General features: G+C 59.7%; 13 protein-coding genes. 12 read left to right on the plus strand and 1 reads right to left on the minus strand.

Features of this window, described 5'->3' with window-relative positions; translation table 11 throughout:
- Positions 1-37 precede the first annotated feature (37 nt).
- Both murJ and NQE15_RS21235 read left to right on the plus strand, forming a co-directional pair.
- Positions 38-1,594: a murein biosynthesis integral membrane protein MurJ gene (gene murJ, locus NQE15_RS21230; RefSeq protein WP_265944504.1), complete on the plus strand. Its 1,557-nt coding sequence runs from the start codon at positions 38-40 to the stop codon at positions 1,592-1,594.
- Positions 1,595-1,611: 17 nt separating this feature from the next.
- The gene (locus NQE15_RS21235; RefSeq protein WP_265944506.1) at positions 1,612-2,238 is read left to right on the plus strand and encodes a YbhB/YbcL family Raf kinase inhibitor-like protein; all 627 of its coding nucleotides are present in this window, start codon (positions 1,612-1,614) and stop codon (positions 2,236-2,238) included.
- Positions 2,239-2,315: 77 nt separating this feature from the next.
- Here NQE15_RS21235 and NQE15_RS21240 read toward each other — a convergent pair whose 3' ends face one another.
- Positions 2,316-4,169, minus strand: coding sequence for a TolC family outer membrane protein (locus NQE15_RS21240; protein ID WP_265944508.1), 1,854 nt, complete (start codon positions 4,167-4,169; stop codon positions 2,316-2,318).
- 123 nt (positions 4,170-4,292) lie between these two features.
- Between NQE15_RS21240 and NQE15_RS21245 the strand changes: the two genes are divergently transcribed.
- The 10 genes from NQE15_RS21245 to NQE15_RS21290 all read left to right on the plus strand — a co-directional run bounded on the left by NQE15_RS21245 (position 4,293) and on the right by NQE15_RS21290 (position 15,703).
- Positions 4,293-4,952 carry a transglutaminase-like cysteine peptidase gene (locus NQE15_RS21245; protein ID WP_265944510.1) on the plus strand — a complete coding sequence of 220 codons (660 nt, stop codon included), beginning with the start codon at positions 4,293-4,295 and terminating at the stop codon, positions 4,950-4,952.
- Positions 4,953-4,963: 11 nt separating this feature from the next.
- On the plus strand, positions 4,964-6,877 hold the full coding sequence (locus tag NQE15_RS21250) for an EAL domain-containing protein (protein ID WP_265944512.1): 1,914 nt from the start codon (positions 4,964-4,966) through the stop codon (positions 6,875-6,877).
- Between the two features lie 6 nt (positions 6,878-6,883).
- On the plus strand, positions 6,884-8,353 hold the full coding sequence (locus NQE15_RS21255; RefSeq protein WP_265944514.1) for a CYTH and CHAD domain-containing protein: 1,470 nt from the start codon (positions 6,884-6,886) through the stop codon (positions 8,351-8,353).
- 37 nt (positions 8,354-8,390) lie between these two features.
- Positions 8,391-9,173, plus strand: coding sequence for an ABC transporter permease (locus NQE15_RS21260; RefSeq protein WP_265944516.1), 783 nt, complete (start codon positions 8,391-8,393; stop codon positions 9,171-9,173).
- Positions 9,163-10,392: an ABC transporter ATP-binding protein gene (locus NQE15_RS21265; RefSeq protein WP_265944518.1), complete on the plus strand. Its 1,230-nt coding sequence runs from the start codon at positions 9,163-9,165 to the stop codon at positions 10,390-10,392. Before NQE15_RS21260 ends, NQE15_RS21265 begins: the two co-directional genes overlap by 11 nt.
- 2 nt (positions 10,393-10,394) lie before the next feature.
- Complete coding sequence (locus NQE15_RS21270; RefSeq protein WP_265944520.1) at positions 10,395-11,366, plus strand: class I SAM-dependent methyltransferase; 972 nt, start codon at positions 10,395-10,397, stop codon at positions 11,364-11,366.
- A gap of 70 nt (positions 11,367-11,436) precedes the next feature.
- Positions 11,437-13,254, plus strand: coding sequence for an asparagine synthase (glutamine-hydrolyzing) (gene asnB / locus NQE15_RS21275; protein ID WP_416336484.1), 1,818 nt, complete (start codon positions 11,437-11,439; stop codon positions 13,252-13,254).
- Positions 13,255-13,261: 7 nt separating this feature from the next.
- Positions 13,262-13,960 carry a methyltransferase domain-containing protein gene (locus NQE15_RS21280; protein ID WP_265944523.1) on the plus strand — a complete coding sequence of 233 codons (699 nt, stop codon included), beginning with the start codon at positions 13,262-13,264 and terminating at the stop codon, positions 13,958-13,960.
- Positions 13,953-14,774 (plus strand): class I SAM-dependent methyltransferase, encoded by an 822-nt coding sequence (locus tag NQE15_RS21285; protein WP_265944525.1) that lies wholly within the window; start codon positions 13,953-13,955, stop codon positions 14,772-14,774. The genes NQE15_RS21280 and NQE15_RS21285 overlap by 8 nt, the downstream gene beginning before the upstream one ends.
- Positions 14,771-15,703: a methyltransferase domain-containing protein gene (locus tag NQE15_RS21290; protein ID WP_265944527.1), complete on the plus strand. Its 933-nt coding sequence runs from the start codon at positions 14,771-14,773 to the stop codon at positions 15,701-15,703. Before NQE15_RS21285 ends, NQE15_RS21290 begins: the two co-directional genes overlap by 4 nt.
- Positions 15,704-15,708 lie beyond the last annotated feature (5 nt).

A 15,708-nucleotide genomic window follows, 5' to 3' on the forward strand; every position in this document is an offset into this window, starting at 1 on the left:
CTTTTTCGCCTTCGATCAGGCAACGCCAAACCAACAAATGAATCTGCTCCGCGCGCTGGCCACCGTCAGCGGGATGACCCTGCTCTCCCGCATCCTCGGTTTTGTCCGGGACTTTGTCATTGCCCGCGCCTTCGGCGCCGGCCTGGCCACCGACGCTTTTTTCGTCGCCTTCAAACTGCCCAACCTGCTGCGCCGGATGTTTGCCGAAGGCGCCTTTTCCCAGGCTTTCGTACCGATCCTCGGCGAATACAAGAACCGGCGCGGCGAGGAAGACACCCGGACGCTGGTCGACCATGTCGCCTGCCTGCTCTCGCTGGCACTGTTCGCCGTCACCGCCATCGGCATCGCCGCCGCCCCGCTGCTGGTCTGGATTTCCGCCCCCGGCTTCGCGGCCGATGCCGGCAAGTTCGAACTGACGGTGACGCTGACCCGCATCACCTTCCCCTATATTCTGTTCATGTCGCTGGTCGCGCTCTCCGGCGGCATTCTCAATACCTGGAGCCGTTTTGCGCTGCCCGCCTTCACGCCGGTGCTGCTCAATCTCGCCTTCATCGGCATGGCGCTGTTCGCCGCCCCCTATTTCGACCCGCCGGCCCTGGTTCTCGGCTGGGCGGTCTTTCTCGGCGGCCTGCTGCAACTGGCCATCCAGATTCCCGCCCTGAAAAAAATCTCCATGCTGCCCCGCCTCTCGCTGAACTGGCGAGCCGCCTGGGCCGACCCCGGCGTGCGCCGGGTGGTCACGCTGATGGGGCCGGCGCTGATCGGCGTCTCGGTGTCGCAGATCAGCCTGGTCATCAACACGATTTTCGCTTCCTTCCTGAAGACCGGCAGCGTCTCCTGGCTTTATTACGCCGACCGCCTGATGGAATTCCCCTCCGGCCTGCTCGGTGCCGCGCTGGGTACCATTCTGCTTCCCTCGCTGTCGCGCTGCCACGCCAGCCAGAATTTTGCCGAATACTCAAAGCTGCTCGACTGGGGCCTGCGCCTGACCCTGCTGCTCGCCGCCCCGGCCGCCCTCGCCCTCGGCACCCTGGCCGTGCCCTTGATCGCGACTCTGTTCTTTCATGGCGCCTTTTCGGCCGACGACGTTTTCCGCACCCGCGAGGCGCTAGTCGCCTACACCGTCGGACTGACCGGCCTGATTCTGGTCAAGGTGCTAGCTCCCGGCTTCTATGCCCGGCAAAACGTCCGGACGCCGGTCCGCATCGCCTTGATCTCGCTGGCTGCGACGCAGGCGATGAATGTCGCTTTCGTTTTCTGGCTCGACCTCGGCCACGCCGGGCTGGCCCTGTCGATCGGCCTCGCCGCCTGCCTCAATGCCGGCATGCTCTATCGCGGCCTGCGCCGCGATTCCATCTTCACGCCGCAACCGGGTTGGGGCGTATTCGTCCTGAAACTGCTAGCGGCCATGCTGATCATGGGTGCAACCCTGTGGTTTGCGATGGGCCCGGAAGCGGGCTGGTTGCAAAGCGGCACGCTCGGCCGGACAATTCATCTCTCATGGCTGGTTCCGCTTGGCGCGACGGCCTATTTCGCTACACTATGGATTCTCGGCTTCCGCCTGCGCGACTTCAAACGCCGGGCGGCCGAATGACAACAGGAGGTGCAGCGATGAAACTGACCAGCACGAGCTTCAGCGACGGACAAAAAATCCCCGGCGATTTTGCCTTTTGCCTTCCCGATCCGGTGCATCACGTCTGCCTCGGCAAGAATCTGAATCCACAACTAGCCTGGAGCAATGTGCCGGCCGGCACCCGCTCCTTCGTACTGATCTGCCACGACCCCGACGTGCCCAGCCAGGGCGACGACGTGAACCAGGAGGGGCGCAGCGTGCCCGCCGCCCTGCCCCGCGTCGATTTTTTCCACTGGGTGCTGATCGACCTGCCGGCCACGCTCGCCGAGATTGGCGAAGGCGAATTCAGCCATGTCGTCACGCCGCGCGGCAAGCCCGGCCCGCAGGCGGCACATGGCAGCCGTCAGGGCATCAACAATTACACCGACTGGTTTGCCGGCGACCACGACATGCAGGGGGACTACCACGGCTATGATGGCCCCTGCCCGCCGTGGAACGATGAAATTGTCCATCGCTACGTTTTCACCCTCTATGCGCTGGATACCGAGCGCCTGCCGGTGGAAGGGCGCTTTGGCGGCCCCGAGGTGCGCGCCGCGATGCACGGGCACATCCTGGCCGAAGCCAGCCTGCAGGGAAGCTTTACGCTGAACCCGGCGCTCGGCTGAACCCAGCCGCCAGCAAACAAAAAGGCCATGAGCTTTGCCGCATGGCCTTTTGTCTTTTCGCTTAGGCAGGTAGCGCGCTACTTGCTGCCCTTGCAACCGCCGGTGGTATTGCCGGCACAGGGCGTCGAGCTTTCGCGGTTGATCCACCACTTGCCATCGACCTTGATCATTTCCAGCGTCTTGCGCGTCGTGTCGTTGTAGACCCGCGAATGGTAGACCTGCGTGAATTCGACCCGCGCCCGGTCGCTGCCTTCCATCTTGACCTGAATGTCCTGCAGTTCGACCTCGATCGGCTCGCGACCGGTCAGGCGGCTGCGCCGCAGTTGCGCCCAGTCCTCCCGGCTCAGTCCGCCATCCGGCGTGAAGGTCGGGGCGTAGAAGGCGGTGTAGTCGGCGTACTGCCGGGCCGACCAGGCGGCGGCCCAGGACTTGACCTGGGCGATCAACTCGTTTTCCGGTCCGGGCGCGGCCGGCGCCGGCATGGCGGGCACCAGCGTCGGCTTGGTCTCGAGCATGGCCATGGCGCGGGCATCGAGAGCGCTGCGGTCGGAAGCAACGACCGCGACGGCATCGGCCGGGCAGAGTTCTCCGGCATCGACCTGGGCAAGTTCCTGCGGTTCGGGATCGCGGCTGTCCAGCTTTTGCAGGCCGAGGGTTTCGAGCAGGGTGCCCATGCCGGCGTAGGTGCGCAGATAGCCGAGGCTGAGATCGGTCTCGGCATTGACCGCATTGCGCCGGGCGCTGAGCAGTTCATTTTCGGTGTCGAGCAGATCAAGCAAGGTGCGCTGGCCGACATTGAATTGATCGCGGTAAGCGAGCATGGTCTTCTCAAGCATGCCGACCTGGGTCGCCAGGTAGCGTGACTGCTCTTTCAGGCGCTGGACGTCGTTGTAGGCGATGAGCAGGGTCTGCCGGGTATCGCGGCAGGCTTTCTCGCGCAGGTCGAGGGCAAGGTGCTTGCGCTCCATGTACTGCTTTTCGCGGGCACGGTCGGAACCGCCATTGAAGATATTGAAACTGACGACCAGTTCGGCGACGTTGTACTTGCGTTCGCCGTCTACACCGAGGTAGTTGTCGGTATTGTCGGTACGGGCCCGGAAATCGAGCTTCGGCGAATAGGCGGCACGGCGAGCATTCAGGTCGTACTGCGCGGACTCGATGTTCTCGATAGCGGCGAGCAGCGCCGGGTTCTTCTGGTGCAGCGTATCGAGCGCAGCCTTCGGACTGGCCGGCAGCGTACCGTCGAACCGATCGGGCGCGGCGACCGTCGGCGGCGGCGGGCTGCCGACCAGGCGCTGATAGCGGGCCGAAACATCGTGCAGGTTGGCGGTTTCGGTGGTCAGGTTGATTTCGGCCAGGGCCAGGCGGCTGCCCGCCTGTTCGAGGTCGACGCGACGGCCGACGCCGGACTGGGTACGGCGCAGGACCTGCTCGTGGGTGGCCTTGTGCTGGACGTAGTTGTCTTCGGCCAGCTTGACCAGCTTGCGGTAACGCAAGACATCGAGGTAGGCACGGCCGGCCTCAAGAGCGACGTTCTCGGAGGCGTCGAGCAGTTCGTAATAGCGGACCAGCCGAGCCTTGTCCAGCTTGCGGACTTCGTTGCGGGTGGCGAAGCCGTCGAAGATCATCTGGTTGAGGCTGACCAGGTAACCGGTCCGCGTGAAATCGTTGCGCCGCTCGTCCGGCGGCTGCTTGAGGCTTTCGCGGCCGCTGCCGGCGCTCAGGTCGACGCGCGGCAGGTAGCCCCCCCGGGCGACCCCGATCTCTTCTTCGGCGGCCCGGTAGTTGTGCCATTTCGAGGTTACCTCCGGACTATGCAGCACGGCTTGTTGCGCCACTTCCTTGAGCGTCCCTGGCAACACATTGGCAGCCTGGGCGATGACCGGAAAAAGGGCGACAATCAGAAGCGAGAGCGTTTTTCTGCAGTGCATGGGCGATAATCCGGTAAAAACCGGGCGGATTGTAGCGACATACCAGGCGCAAAAATGTGTGATATTTCGCATTTACCATCGAATTACTGACAAAACGTCGCCCATATCTTGCATAAAGCCCGAGTGCCGCTCCGTATTTTTGCCGTCGTTGCTCTGCTGGCAGCGTTCGGCCTGCTTGGCCTGCCGGCAGCGTTCGGCCTGGACTTTGAACGTTTGCAACATGCGCTGGCCAGCCGTTTCGGGACGGAACGGCTCGCCCTGCTGAATGACTGGCAGCAAATGCTGGTGGCGGGCAAAAGTGCCGGCGAAAGTGACAAACTCCGCCGCGTGAACGATTTCTTCAATCGGCGCCTGGCTTTCGACGACGACAGCAGCATCTGGGGACAATCCGACTACTGGGCGACCCCACTCGAAATGATCGGCCAAGGCCGCGGCGACTGCGAGGATTTCTCGATCGCCAAGTACTACTCCCTGGTCCAGCTTGGCGTCCCGATCAGCAAACTGCGCCTGGTCTACGTCAAGGCCCTGCAGAACGGCCCGGCCGGGCCGTTGCAGCAGGCGCACATGGTTCTCGCCTATTACGCGACCCCGAATGCGGACCCGCTGGTCCTCGACAACCTGAACACCGAGATTCGCCCGGCTTCGCGGCGGACGGATCTTTCACCGATTTTCAGTTTCAACAGTGCGGGGCTTTGGCTAGGCACCGGCAACCAGTCCAGCAAGAGCAATCTATCGCGCTGGCAGGACCTGCTGGCACGTGCGCGCGCCGAAGGCTTCGAGTGAGGTAATCGCCCATGTCCCTATTCCGACAACTCTGGCTCGCGGTGATTGCGAGCACGCTCATCGCCTTTGCCGGCAGTTTCGTGGCCAGCATGCTGACCGCCCGCCAGTACCTGGAGGCGCAACTGGCCATCAAGAACAACGACAACGCCTCGTCGCTGGCGCTCTCCCTGTCGCAACAGGAGAAGGATCCCGTCACCATCGAGCTCCAGGTCGCCGCGGTCTATGACAGCGGCCAGTACGCCGTCGTTCGCCTGATCGACCCGGAAGGCAGGGTGATGATCGACAAGACCAGCCCCGCTCTCGCCGACGACGTACCGGCCTGGTTCCTCCACCTCTTTCCGATCGCCTCGCAACCCGGACGGGCGCAGGTGTCCAGCGGCTGGAACCAGTTCGCCACGGTCGAACTGGTCAGCCACAGCCAGTTCGCCCATCGCGAACTGTGGAACGGTGCGCTCAAGTTGCTGCTCTGGTTCATCGTCGGCGGCGGCGTGATGGGGCTGCTCGGCATGCAACTGCTTGGCCGCATCAAACGCCCGCTCGATGCCGTGGTCGGCCAGGCGCAGGCGATCAGCGAGCGGCGCTTCGTCAGCATCGCCGAGCCCGCGACCCCGGAACTGAAAAGCGTGGCCAGCGCGATGAATGCGATGGTCGACCGCCTGAAGACGATGTTCGCCGAAGAGGCCGCGCGCCTGGAAAAGGTCCGCCGCGAAGCCACCCTCGACCCGCTGACCGGCCTCGCCAACCGCGCCTTTTTCCTCAACCAACTCGATGCCGCGTTGAGCGACGACGATGCCGCCCCGACCGGCAGCCTGTTGATGCTGCGCCTGGCCGATCTGGCCGGAGTCAATCGCCGCGCCGGCCGCGAAACCGCTGACGAACTGCTGCGCCGGCTCGGGGCCACTCTCCAGGAACTGGCTGGCAGCCGGCCGGGGGCAGCAGCCGCCCGCCTCAACGGCGCTGATTTCGCCCTCTTGCTGCCGGGCAACCAGGATCCCGCCCCGGCGGCAGACACGCTGCTCAACACGCTGCGCGACCTGGTCTCGGCGGGCATGATCGACGGCGAGCGCATCGGCCACGTGGCGAGCGGCGTTTACCTGCATGGTCAGAGCATCGGCAGCCTGCTATCGCGCCTCGACGCCGCGCTGGCCACCGCCGAAACCCAAAGCGGTCTGGCCTGGTGCCGTGCCGAGAGCAACAACGAGCAGCGCGCCATCACCAATGCCGACTGGAAGAAACTGCTCGACGGCGCCATCGAAACCCAGCGCCTGCGCCTGATCGAATTCCCGGTCGCCGGCAGCGGCGGCCAGCTGCTCCACCTCGAATGCCCGCTCCGGCTGCAGGCCAGCGAAGGCGGCGAATGGCTGGCGGCCGGCAGTTTCATGCCGATGGCTTCGCGCCTGGCAATGACTACCGAGCTCGACCTGGCCGCGGTTCGCCTCGCCCTCGAGCGGATTGCCGCGGGCGCGGCGGCCGTTGCGGTCAATCTGTCCGGCGAATCGATTGTCGACGCCAGCTTCCGGCAGCGCCTGCAAGCCCAGATCGCCGCCCGCAAGGAGCTTGCCCACCGCCTCTGGCTCGAGGTTTCCGAAATGGGAGCCTTCCAGCACTTCGCCGAATTCCAGTCCTTTTGCAACGACCTGCGGCCGCTCGGCTGCCGCCTGGGTATCGAGCATTTTGGCCGGCAGTTCAGCGAGATAGGCCGTCTGAACGCTATCGGCCTCGACTATCTCAAGGTGGACGGCAGCTTCGTCCGCGCCATCGACACCCAGCCGGGCAACCAGGCTTTCCTCAAAGGATTGTGCAGCATCGCGCATAATATCGGCCTCACCGTCATCGCCGAAGGCGTGCAGACGGCCGAGGAACTCGCCACGCTGCCCGCCCTGGGCTTCGACGGCGCGACCGGTCCGGCAGTACCCAGGAATTAAGCCAAGATGAGCATCGAAATCGAGCTAAAGCTGCAACTCAATCCGAAGACCGCCAAGAAGCTGGCGGCTCACCCCCTGCTCGCCGCGATCCAGCCGCAAAAGCAGCACCTGCTGAACACCTATTACGACACGCCCAAGCTCGACCTGCACGCCCGACGCATCGCCGTCCGCTTCCGCGAAAAAGGCTGGCAATGGCTGCTCACCGTCAAATCCGCTGAACCAGCCTGTGGCGGCCTGGCCATGCGCAGCGAGTGGGAAACGCCGGCGACACCCGGCACCTTCGATTTCAGCCATGTCGATAACACCGACTTGCGCCACTTTCTGGAAGACGCCACCGAGCGGCTCGAACCAATTTTCACCACCGATTTCCGGCGGCAGATCTGGGAGGTCCCCTACGGCGAGTCGCTGATCGAACTGGCCGTCGATCGCGGCACCATCGCGAGCCGGGGCAAACGCACGCCGATCTGCGAAATCGAACTCGAACTCCTCTCCGGCACGGTCGAGGACATATTCGGACTGACCCGCCAACTGCAGGAACAGCTCAAACTCGACCCCGCCATCGCCAGCAAGGCCGAACGCGGCTACCAGCTGTTCACCGGCGAGCCGATGCGCCCGTTCAAGGCCAAGGCGGCCACCATCGACGCGCAGATGACGCCGCTCGAAGCCTTCCGCAGCATTGCGCTGGGCTGCCTCGAACACTTCCAGCGCAACGAAAAAGGCCTGCTCACCGGCGACGACCCGGAATTCGTCCATCAGGCCCGGGTCGCGCTGCGCCGCCTGCGCTCCGCGATCAAGCTGTTCGCCCCGGTTCTGCCCCCGGAGTTCGTCAATGCCTACGGCCAGACCTGGCAAACCCTGGCCAGCGCCCTCGGCGACGCCCGCAACTGGGATGTCTTCCTGACTGAAACCCTGCCACCGATCCAAGCCGCCTTCCCCAACAACCGCGACCTCAAGCGCCTGCGCAACGAAGCCCGCCGCCGCGCCAAAGGTGCAAGACAAGCCATCACCCGTCTGCTCGCCGTCAGCGAATACCCCCGACTGCTGATCGAATTCACCTCGGCGATCTATGCCCTGGGCGACACGCTACCGCTGCCGCTGGCCGAATTTGTCGAAGACCGGATCACCACCCACGCCAAAAGTGCCCGCAAACTGGCGGCGAAACATGCGACCCTCACGCCGCAGGAACGCCATCGCATGCGCATCTGCTTCAAGAAGCTGCGCTACACGCTGGAGTTTTTCGAACCCCTGCTCGCCGCCAAACGCCTCAAGCCCTACCTCGCCGCGCTCGGCCAGCTCCAGGACGAACTCGGCCTGATCAACGATCACATCACGGCCGAAGCGCTGATCAGCGAAGTGCTCGGCAAAAAAACGCCAGGCCCGATCCATGGCTGGGTTGCGGGACGGCACGGGCTGTTGATCAGTGAGTTGCCAGAGGCGCTGGAAACTTGGTTGGCACAGCGACCACCCAGTTGCTGATCAGCGCGATGAATTTTTCGGCTTTTCTATCCTCCTGATGCCCGCTCACACCACACTCTCCCATCGCTACCTGCTCGGCCAACTGATCAAGCGCGATGTCCTGTTGCGCTATCGCGGCGCGATGTTCGGCGTCGCCTGGATATTCCTCAACCCGCTGATCATGCTCGCCATCTTCGCCTTCGTCTTCGGCCAGATATTCCAGGCGCGCTGGCCCCAGCAGGACGGCGGCGCCCCGTTCTGGCTGGTGCTCTACAGCGGACTGATCGCCTTCAACATCTTCGCCGAGGCAATCTCGCGTGCCCCCGCCGCGGTGCGCAGCTATCCGAGCTACGTGAAGAAGATCATCTTCCCGGTCGAAATCCTGCCCCTCGTCCCCCTGGGGGCCGCTCTGGTGCACGGCGCCTTCAACTACCTGATCCTGCTCGCCGCCCTGGCCTGGACCGGCCACTTGACCCTCAGCACCCTGCTCTACCCTATTGCCCTGGCCCCCCTGCTGCTCCTTGCCCTCGGGCTCGCCTGGTTCCTCGCCGCCTGGGGCGTCTTCATCAAGGACATGAGTCAGATCGTGCCGCCTTTCGTGCAGATACTGATGTTCCTGTCGCCAGTGCTCTACCCGGCCAGTGCCGTACCGGTAGTCCTGCAACCGTTCTACCAGTTCAACCCACTCGGCACCGTCATCGAGGCCTGCCGCAATGTTGCCCTTGGCCACCCGGCGGACTGGTCGACTTGGGGCATTTCCCTGTTCCTCGGCCTCACTGCCGCCGGCCTCGGCCACGCATTTTTCCGCCACAGCCGGGAGGAATTTGCTGATGTCCTCTGAAGCGCAAGAGCCCATTCCCGACGAGATCGCCATCTCGGTTCGCAATCTGACAAAAAGCTATCGATTGTTTAATCATCCAGGCGATCGAATAAAGGAGTTTTTCTCTCTTGGACTCAAACGCTATAACCGGGAGTTCACCGCACTACGAGACGTTTCACTAGAGGTCCGAAAAGGCGAGACCATAGGAATCATCGGTCGCAACGGTTCCGGGAAGAGCACTTTGTTGCAGGTTATCTGTGGCATCCTCAAACCGACAGCTGGTACGGTCCAGGTGCACGGGCGAATTTCAGCACTGCTGGAACTCGGCGCCGGTTTTAATCCGGAGTTCACAGGGCGTGAAAATGCCTATTTCCAAGGTGCACTACAAGGATTCAGCAGTGCGCAAATGGAGGAACGTTTCGCCGAAATTGCTGCGTTCGCTGACATTGGCGATTACATTGATCAGCCGGTTAGAACCTACTCAAGCGGAATGTTTGTACGCCTATCGTTTTCCGTCGCCGTGCATGTTGACCCTGATTTGCTCGTCATCGATGAAGCGCTTGCTGTAGGCGACATGGAGTTCCAGCAACGCTGTTTTGAAAAAATACGCCAGATGCAGGAAACAGGAATAACCATCATAGTTGTTTCCCACAACCCGTATCAGCTTGAGCGTCTTTGCCATCGAGCAGCCGTCCTTCATCAAGGTTCACTATCTCGCCTGTATCCCGCAAAAGAAACACTAACGCTATATCAAAACTTGGTGCATCAGGCGATTGGTGTGCCGAAAACTGGAGCGGCGGCACTAAGAGAGGGTACCCAGTTACTATATTTCGAGCATGTCTCAATAGTAGACTTGGAAGGCAAGCCACTGGACATTGTCAAGACCGGCCAGCCAATCCGTTTTGTCCTTCTAACGACAGCGACACAACCCATTACCGATGTGCGTTTCAGAATCGAAATATGCTCTGCCGCTAATGAAATTGTGACGCTAGCAACAACAATCGGACTAACCGAGGAACTTGTGTTTAACGGTAAGCGGCGCCTTGCTTTTGACATGCCTAATTGCCAGCTAACCTCTGGTTGGTACTACATCAATGCGGTTGCTTCAGGAAGAGACCTGCGTCTCGACACCTGGCAGCGGGCATGCGAAATCAAGGTATTACTGGAGGATCCACACATTCGAAACTTGTCCACCGACGCCGGAAACTACGTTTGCCATGGCCGGTGGAGAATCGACTAGACATGCCTGACTATATCGCCCCCAAAACCATGAGGCCGCTCACACTTCGACCACAAGGGCTAGCCGATATCGAGACAGGCGAGATCGTGGCGCCGATTATTGGAGGCATTCCTCGTTTCGTCGCCCCCGAACAGAACTATGCGGAAAGCTTTGGCTACCAATGGAAGAAATGGCACAGTATCCGCAGCGATCTTCGCAATCACGGTTACAACCTGCGCGATGTCATTCTCGCTCGTACTCATTTTTCCGATTTCGATCTTTCGGGAAAATCGTTGCTTGAATGTGGAATGGGGGGCGGTGATGATACCGAAATTCTTCTATCCCTACCTTTGGCCGAAGTTCATGCCTTTGACTTGAGTACGGCAGTAGAGCGGGCTAAAGCCTTCCTGGATGACCCGCGCCTGTCGATTGCCCAAGCATCTATCTACGACATTCCGTATCCCGATTACAGTTTCGATATCGTGTATTGCCACCGTGTATTGCAGCACACGCCAGACCCTTCGGAAGCTCTGCGCAGAATCTGCGCAAAAGTCAAGCCCGGCGGAATTCTCTTCGCTCACGCCTACAAGCGATCCTGGCGGCACATGGCAGAGTGGCGTTACAAATACAGATGGCTGACCAAACGCCTGCCTTGGCAAATTATCGAAAGGTATGTGGAAATATTCGGCCCCGTTCTGCATCGAATCAACAAAGTCACGTACAGCGCCCCCGTCATCAGAGCATTGGCCTACCGCTTCATCCCCTTCTATTATCTTCCCCCTCATGGCGAAGGTGGTCAGACATCGGAGACATCGGTAATCGAACTGGAAAAACAGATTACATTCGATGCTCTCACCCCTTGGCACGATCATCCAATGCGTTCCGACGAATTCAGGAAGATTATCGAAGATGCCGGATTCGAAATATTGCACCTAACCGATCCGCCGATCTCCCCCATCTTCTGCACCGCCATACGTCGCAGTTGTCCCCAGTAAATATAGCGTCATGTGCGGCATTCTTGGATCAGTAGGTCCAACCCTTCCTTCGCTAGAGCAATTTGGCAAGATGCTGGACACCCTGGCACATCGCGGACCAGACGGGCGCGGGATACGCATACTCGCTGGCGGCGCTGCTCTGTTCGGTCATCGTCGGCTTGCGATTATTGACCTTAGCGCAAACGGCACTCAACCGATCGGCAACGAAGATGGCTCGGTTTGGCTGGTATTCAATGGGGAGATATACAACTACAAGGCACTACGCAACGAACTGAAAACACGTGGCCATCGATTTTTTTCCCTAAGCGATTCCGAGGTAGTCGTACATGCCTACGAGGAATGGGGAGCCGGTTGCGTAGCGCGGCTTCAAGGCATTTTTGCCTTCGCCATCTGGGACGAACAGCGCAGCTCCCTTTTTCTTGCCCGCGACCCGATGGGGGTCAAGCCGCTCTATTACGCAAACTATGCCGGCAGGCTCACTTTTGCTTCACAGCCCAAGGCCATCCTTGCTGACCCAGCCTTCAAGCGCGAAATCGCCCCACACGGCCTACGCGATTTTTTTGCATTAGGCTACATCCCGCATAGCCGAAGCGCTTTTTCTGGCATCTCCAAACTTCCAGCCGGCCACGTTGCCACATTCCGAAATGGCCATCTCGACAAGCACTGCTATTGGCACCTTCCTGCGCAATCCGATCTGGCTGATCCGGAAGATGCTTTGCTCAGGCTGGAGGTGGAAATAGAAAATGCAGTACGCGACCAACTGGTATCGGATGTGCCGATTGGCTGTTTCCTGAGCGGTGGCATTGACTCTAGTCTGCTCGTCGCGCTGGCCAAGCGCTCTACCCCCTCCTTACGAACATTTACTATTGGTTTCGACGAACCTATCTGCGACGAAAGGGAGCATGCCCATATCATCGCGCAACATTTCGCCACGGAACATCACGAAGCCATTGTTTCCCGCTCGGGAATCGAGGATCGCCTGATTACTATGCAGGAATACTTCGATGAACCCTTCGATCCCAACGGACCACTTCCATTTTTCGAAGTGGCACGCCTAGCCCGTGCCAACAATACGCTTGTTGCACTTGGTGGCGACGGAGCAGATGAACTGTTCGCAGGCTATTTGCGCTATGACGATTTTGACCGCCCGGCCTGGATTCCGTCCGGCCCTCCCGCACGGCTTTGGCATTGGATGCGTCAATTGCAGCTGGTTGGCCCCCGGCGAATGCGCTCGGACGATGCCGATCGTTATTTCAGGTACGAAGGCTGCCTTGATGCCAAAAACATCGCGACACTATTTGATCCGAGCTTTTTCCGTCATGTTCACGACACCGAGACTGACATCCTCAAGCACTACCTTCGATCTGACCTGCCTGCAGTGACCGCGGCACAAATTATCGACATGCATGTTTATCTTGTTGATCATGTATTGTGCAAAGTCGATCGCGCCAGCATGGCCCATGGCGTTGAGGCACGCGTGCCGTTTCTTGCCGACGACTTGGTTCGGCTGGCATTTCGGCTCCCCCTGGGAATGCACTACTACAAGGGGGAGCGTAAAGCACTCTTGAAACGACTCGCAAAGAAAATCCTGCCCGAGCAAGTCGTCACAACGCGCAAGAAAGGATTCAGCAGCCCTATGCACAGTTGGTTCGGACATCATATCGAACCATGGATGCGCTCCTTGTTCCGCGAAAGCGTCCTCGTTGATCTTGGCATCCTAAAACCGGATTGGCGCGTGCATCTAGACAACCTGTTGCAGCGGGACTTCCCTGTCGGCTGGCGAACACGATGGCTGCTGATCACGGCAGAACTTTGGGCCAAGCGATGGATTGCCGACACGGATTTATCATCATTCAGAACCGGAACAAGCAGCAAGTCGCTGCCATAGTCAAAACATGATCTCAGCAGCGCTACTACGCCTGTCCAAACGCAAATCCCGGCGCCATCTCTATCGCTGGCTTGAAGAGGCCATACATAGTCACGCCATCGCGGAGTCAGGCAATATCCTGAACATTGGCGCCGGCGGCGAGGTCGGCGCTCAACTCACAGCACATGGTGTTCGGTTTCAGTCTCTCGACATTGACCAAACCCGCCACCCTGACATTCTGGCAAACATTGAATCCATGGATAGTGTTAAGGACAAATCCATCGATGCCATTTTTTGTATCGAGGTCCTGGAGCATGTGAAGCATCCCGAACTAGCCGCCGCCGAAATCTCTCGCGTCTTACGGCCCGGCGGGCTGCTTATTGCTTCCACGCCTTTCTTGCTGGGCATCCATGATGCGCCAAACGATTTCTATCGCTATACCCGATACGGACTGCGCCTAATATTTTCCAACCTTGACGAACTTGTGCTGCGTGAACGGAATGGCTATTTTTCTGCGGTCGCAGCACTGCTCTACCGACAGTTTGCCCACCCGCCACCATTGCCCCTCCGTATAAAAATTGCGGCTCCCGCACTGCTAAGTCTGGCCCTCCTAATGGAACTGACGGACAAGCTGCTGCCATCATCGGCCGGCACAACCGGATATTTCTTCATTTTTCGCAAACCCGGCGCTTCCGACGGCCACTCATCCGAACTCCCACATGGCTGACAAACATGTCGAGTTGGCTGAGGACGAGATCATTGCGGCCCGACTCTCAAACGAACTGCAAAGATTGATCAAACAGTTGCCAGCCAATGCACAAGTGCTTGACTGGGGTTGCGGTCGTGGCCGGACCGTTCTCCATCTGCGAGATGCAGGCATCAACGCATGGGGCGTCGATATGGACACCCGTGTGCTTGCCCAGGCAAATACCGCGTTGGCAGGACGCGGACTGGATAAAGAAGGCGTGCTACGCCCCCTCGACCAAATTGCGCATTTTTCAGCAAGGCGGTTTCACCTGATCTTCTCTGAGGAAACACTTGAGCATGTAATCGACATTGAGCGCCTTGCCGTCGAAAGTTTCAGATTGACGGCTCCCGGCGGCTATGGACTGCATTCCTTCCCCGGTAGTCGCCAGTGGCATGAGCCCCACATCAAGATCCCATTTGTGCACTGGCTGTCCAGCAAGCGCCTTCGGCATGCCGCAGTTCTTGCAGCATTGTTTCTCAGGGCCGGGCCTCGGCCCATTTGGCCAGAAGCCTGCGACCAGACAGGTAGGCCATTGCCGCTGTCTTGCCAGGCGGGTGTTTATGCCAGCTATCTCAATGAAAAGCTTGCCTATCGCCCCATCGAAGAGATGGCCGCCGTGTTTCGCAACGCGGGCTTCGAGGTCGGCCATCGATGCCTTTCTCCGCTTAATATTGTTCGTCGCTGGAGTCCACGGACTTGGCGCGATAATGGCTTCCCGCGAGGGAATAACCTGCTTTTCCTGCGTAAGCCTGCCCCCGCATCCATTCTGCACAATCACTTGACACAGCTATGAACCGCCAGGAAAAACTGCTGCACCGCTTCACCAAAGACAACGTCTCGATGGAAATTGGCCCTGGCTACAACCCGCTGCTACCCAAACGAGAGGGCTGGCAATCTATTTCTGTCGATCACGCCGACCGGGCTGCACTAGTTGAGAAATACCGACGTTTCGATGTCGACGTTGACGCCATCGAGGAAGTCGATGTGGTCTGGACAGGAGGCGCCCTTGACAAAGCACTCCCAACTTCGCGCCTGGGAACAGTCAATGCCTGCGTAGCCAGTCATGTGATCGAGCACATTCCCAACCCGATCATGTTCTTTCAATCGATGTCCCGCATCCTCGAGCCTCACGGGCTCTTATCGTTGGCAATCCCGGATAAGCGTTATTGCTTCGACTTTTTTCAATCGATCACGGGCACAGGGGATTGGCTACATGCATGGAAGCGTGGAGCCGAAATTCATTCCCAGCGCTCAATGTTTCAGCACATCGCCTACACTGTCGGCACAGAAGGGGCGACCACCTGGGGACAGGGCCGATATCTGGAGCGCTTTGAGTTCCTGAGCCCGTCGCTTTCCCAGGCATTCACCCGTTTCCAAGCCTACTCCGAGAATACTGGTGGGACATATCAGGACTGCCATGCCTGGCACTTCACACCATCCAGCTTCGAACTGTTAATTGTCGAACTCTCACATCTTGGGCTGATTCCTTTCTCGGTGGAAGAAAGCTACCCCACCTGTGGTTGTGAATTCATCTTCCTCCTGCGCAACACTGCTCCGCCAGCTCTCGATGTCGCCGAGCTGACACAAAAGCGTCTGCAACTGCTAAAAAATATTGTTTCCGAGCAAGGAGCGCAGGCGGATCAGTTGCGGCGCAAGCTGATCCGCTCCCGCATGCGACGGCTGGCAGCGTGGATGTCTAGCAAAATGGGCATTCGTCGCTAAGCCTT

The sequence above is a fragment of the Dechloromonas sp. A34 genome, from assembly GCF_026261605.1.
Lineage (GTDB): Bacteria > Pseudomonadota > Gammaproteobacteria > Burkholderiales > Rhodocyclaceae > Azonexus.

What these genes read in the sequence shown, in the direction of transcription:
- NQE15_RS21265 (WP_265944518.1), top strand. Translation starts at nt 9,163, where the DNA reads ATGTCCTCTGAAGCGCAAGAGCCCATTCCCGACGAGATCGCCATCTCG.
- murJ (WP_265944504.1), top strand. Translation starts at nt 38, where the DNA reads ATGAATCTGCTCCGCGCGCTGGCCACCGTCAGCGGGATGACCCTGCTC.
- NQE15_RS21260 (WP_265944516.1), top strand. Translation starts at nt 8,391, where the DNA reads ATGCCCGCTCACACCACACTCTCCCATCGCTACCTGCTCGGCCAACTG.
- asnB (WP_416336484.1), top strand. Translation starts at nt 11,437, where the DNA reads ATGCTGGACACCCTGGCACATCGCGGACCAGACGGGCGCGGGATACGC.
- NQE15_RS21290 (WP_265944527.1), top strand. Translation starts at nt 14,771, where the DNA reads ATGAACCGCCAGGAAAAACTGCTGCACCGCTTCACCAAAGACAACGTC.
- NQE15_RS21235 (WP_265944506.1), top strand. Translation starts at nt 1,612, where the DNA reads ATGAAACTGACCAGCACGAGCTTCAGCGACGGACAAAAAATCCCCGGC.
- NQE15_RS21285 (WP_265944525.1), top strand. Translation starts at nt 13,953, where the DNA reads ATGGCTGACAAACATGTCGAGTTGGCTGAGGACGAGATCATTGCGGCC.
- NQE15_RS21240 (WP_265944508.1), bottom strand. Translation starts at nt 4,169, where the DNA reads ATGCACTGCAGAAAAACGCTCTCGCTTCTGATTGTCGCCCTTTTTCCG.
- NQE15_RS21255 (WP_265944514.1), top strand. Translation starts at nt 6,884, where the DNA reads ATGAGCATCGAAATCGAGCTAAAGCTGCAACTCAATCCGAAGACCGCC.
- NQE15_RS21280 (WP_265944523.1), top strand. Translation starts at nt 13,262, where the DNA reads ATGATCTCAGCAGCGCTACTACGCCTGTCCAAACGCAAATCCCGGCGC.
- NQE15_RS21270 (WP_265944520.1), top strand. Translation starts at nt 10,395, where the DNA reads ATGCCTGACTATATCGCCCCCAAAACCATGAGGCCGCTCACACTTCGA.
- NQE15_RS21250 (WP_265944512.1), top strand. Translation starts at nt 4,964, where the DNA reads ATGTCCCTATTCCGACAACTCTGGCTCGCGGTGATTGCGAGCACGCTC.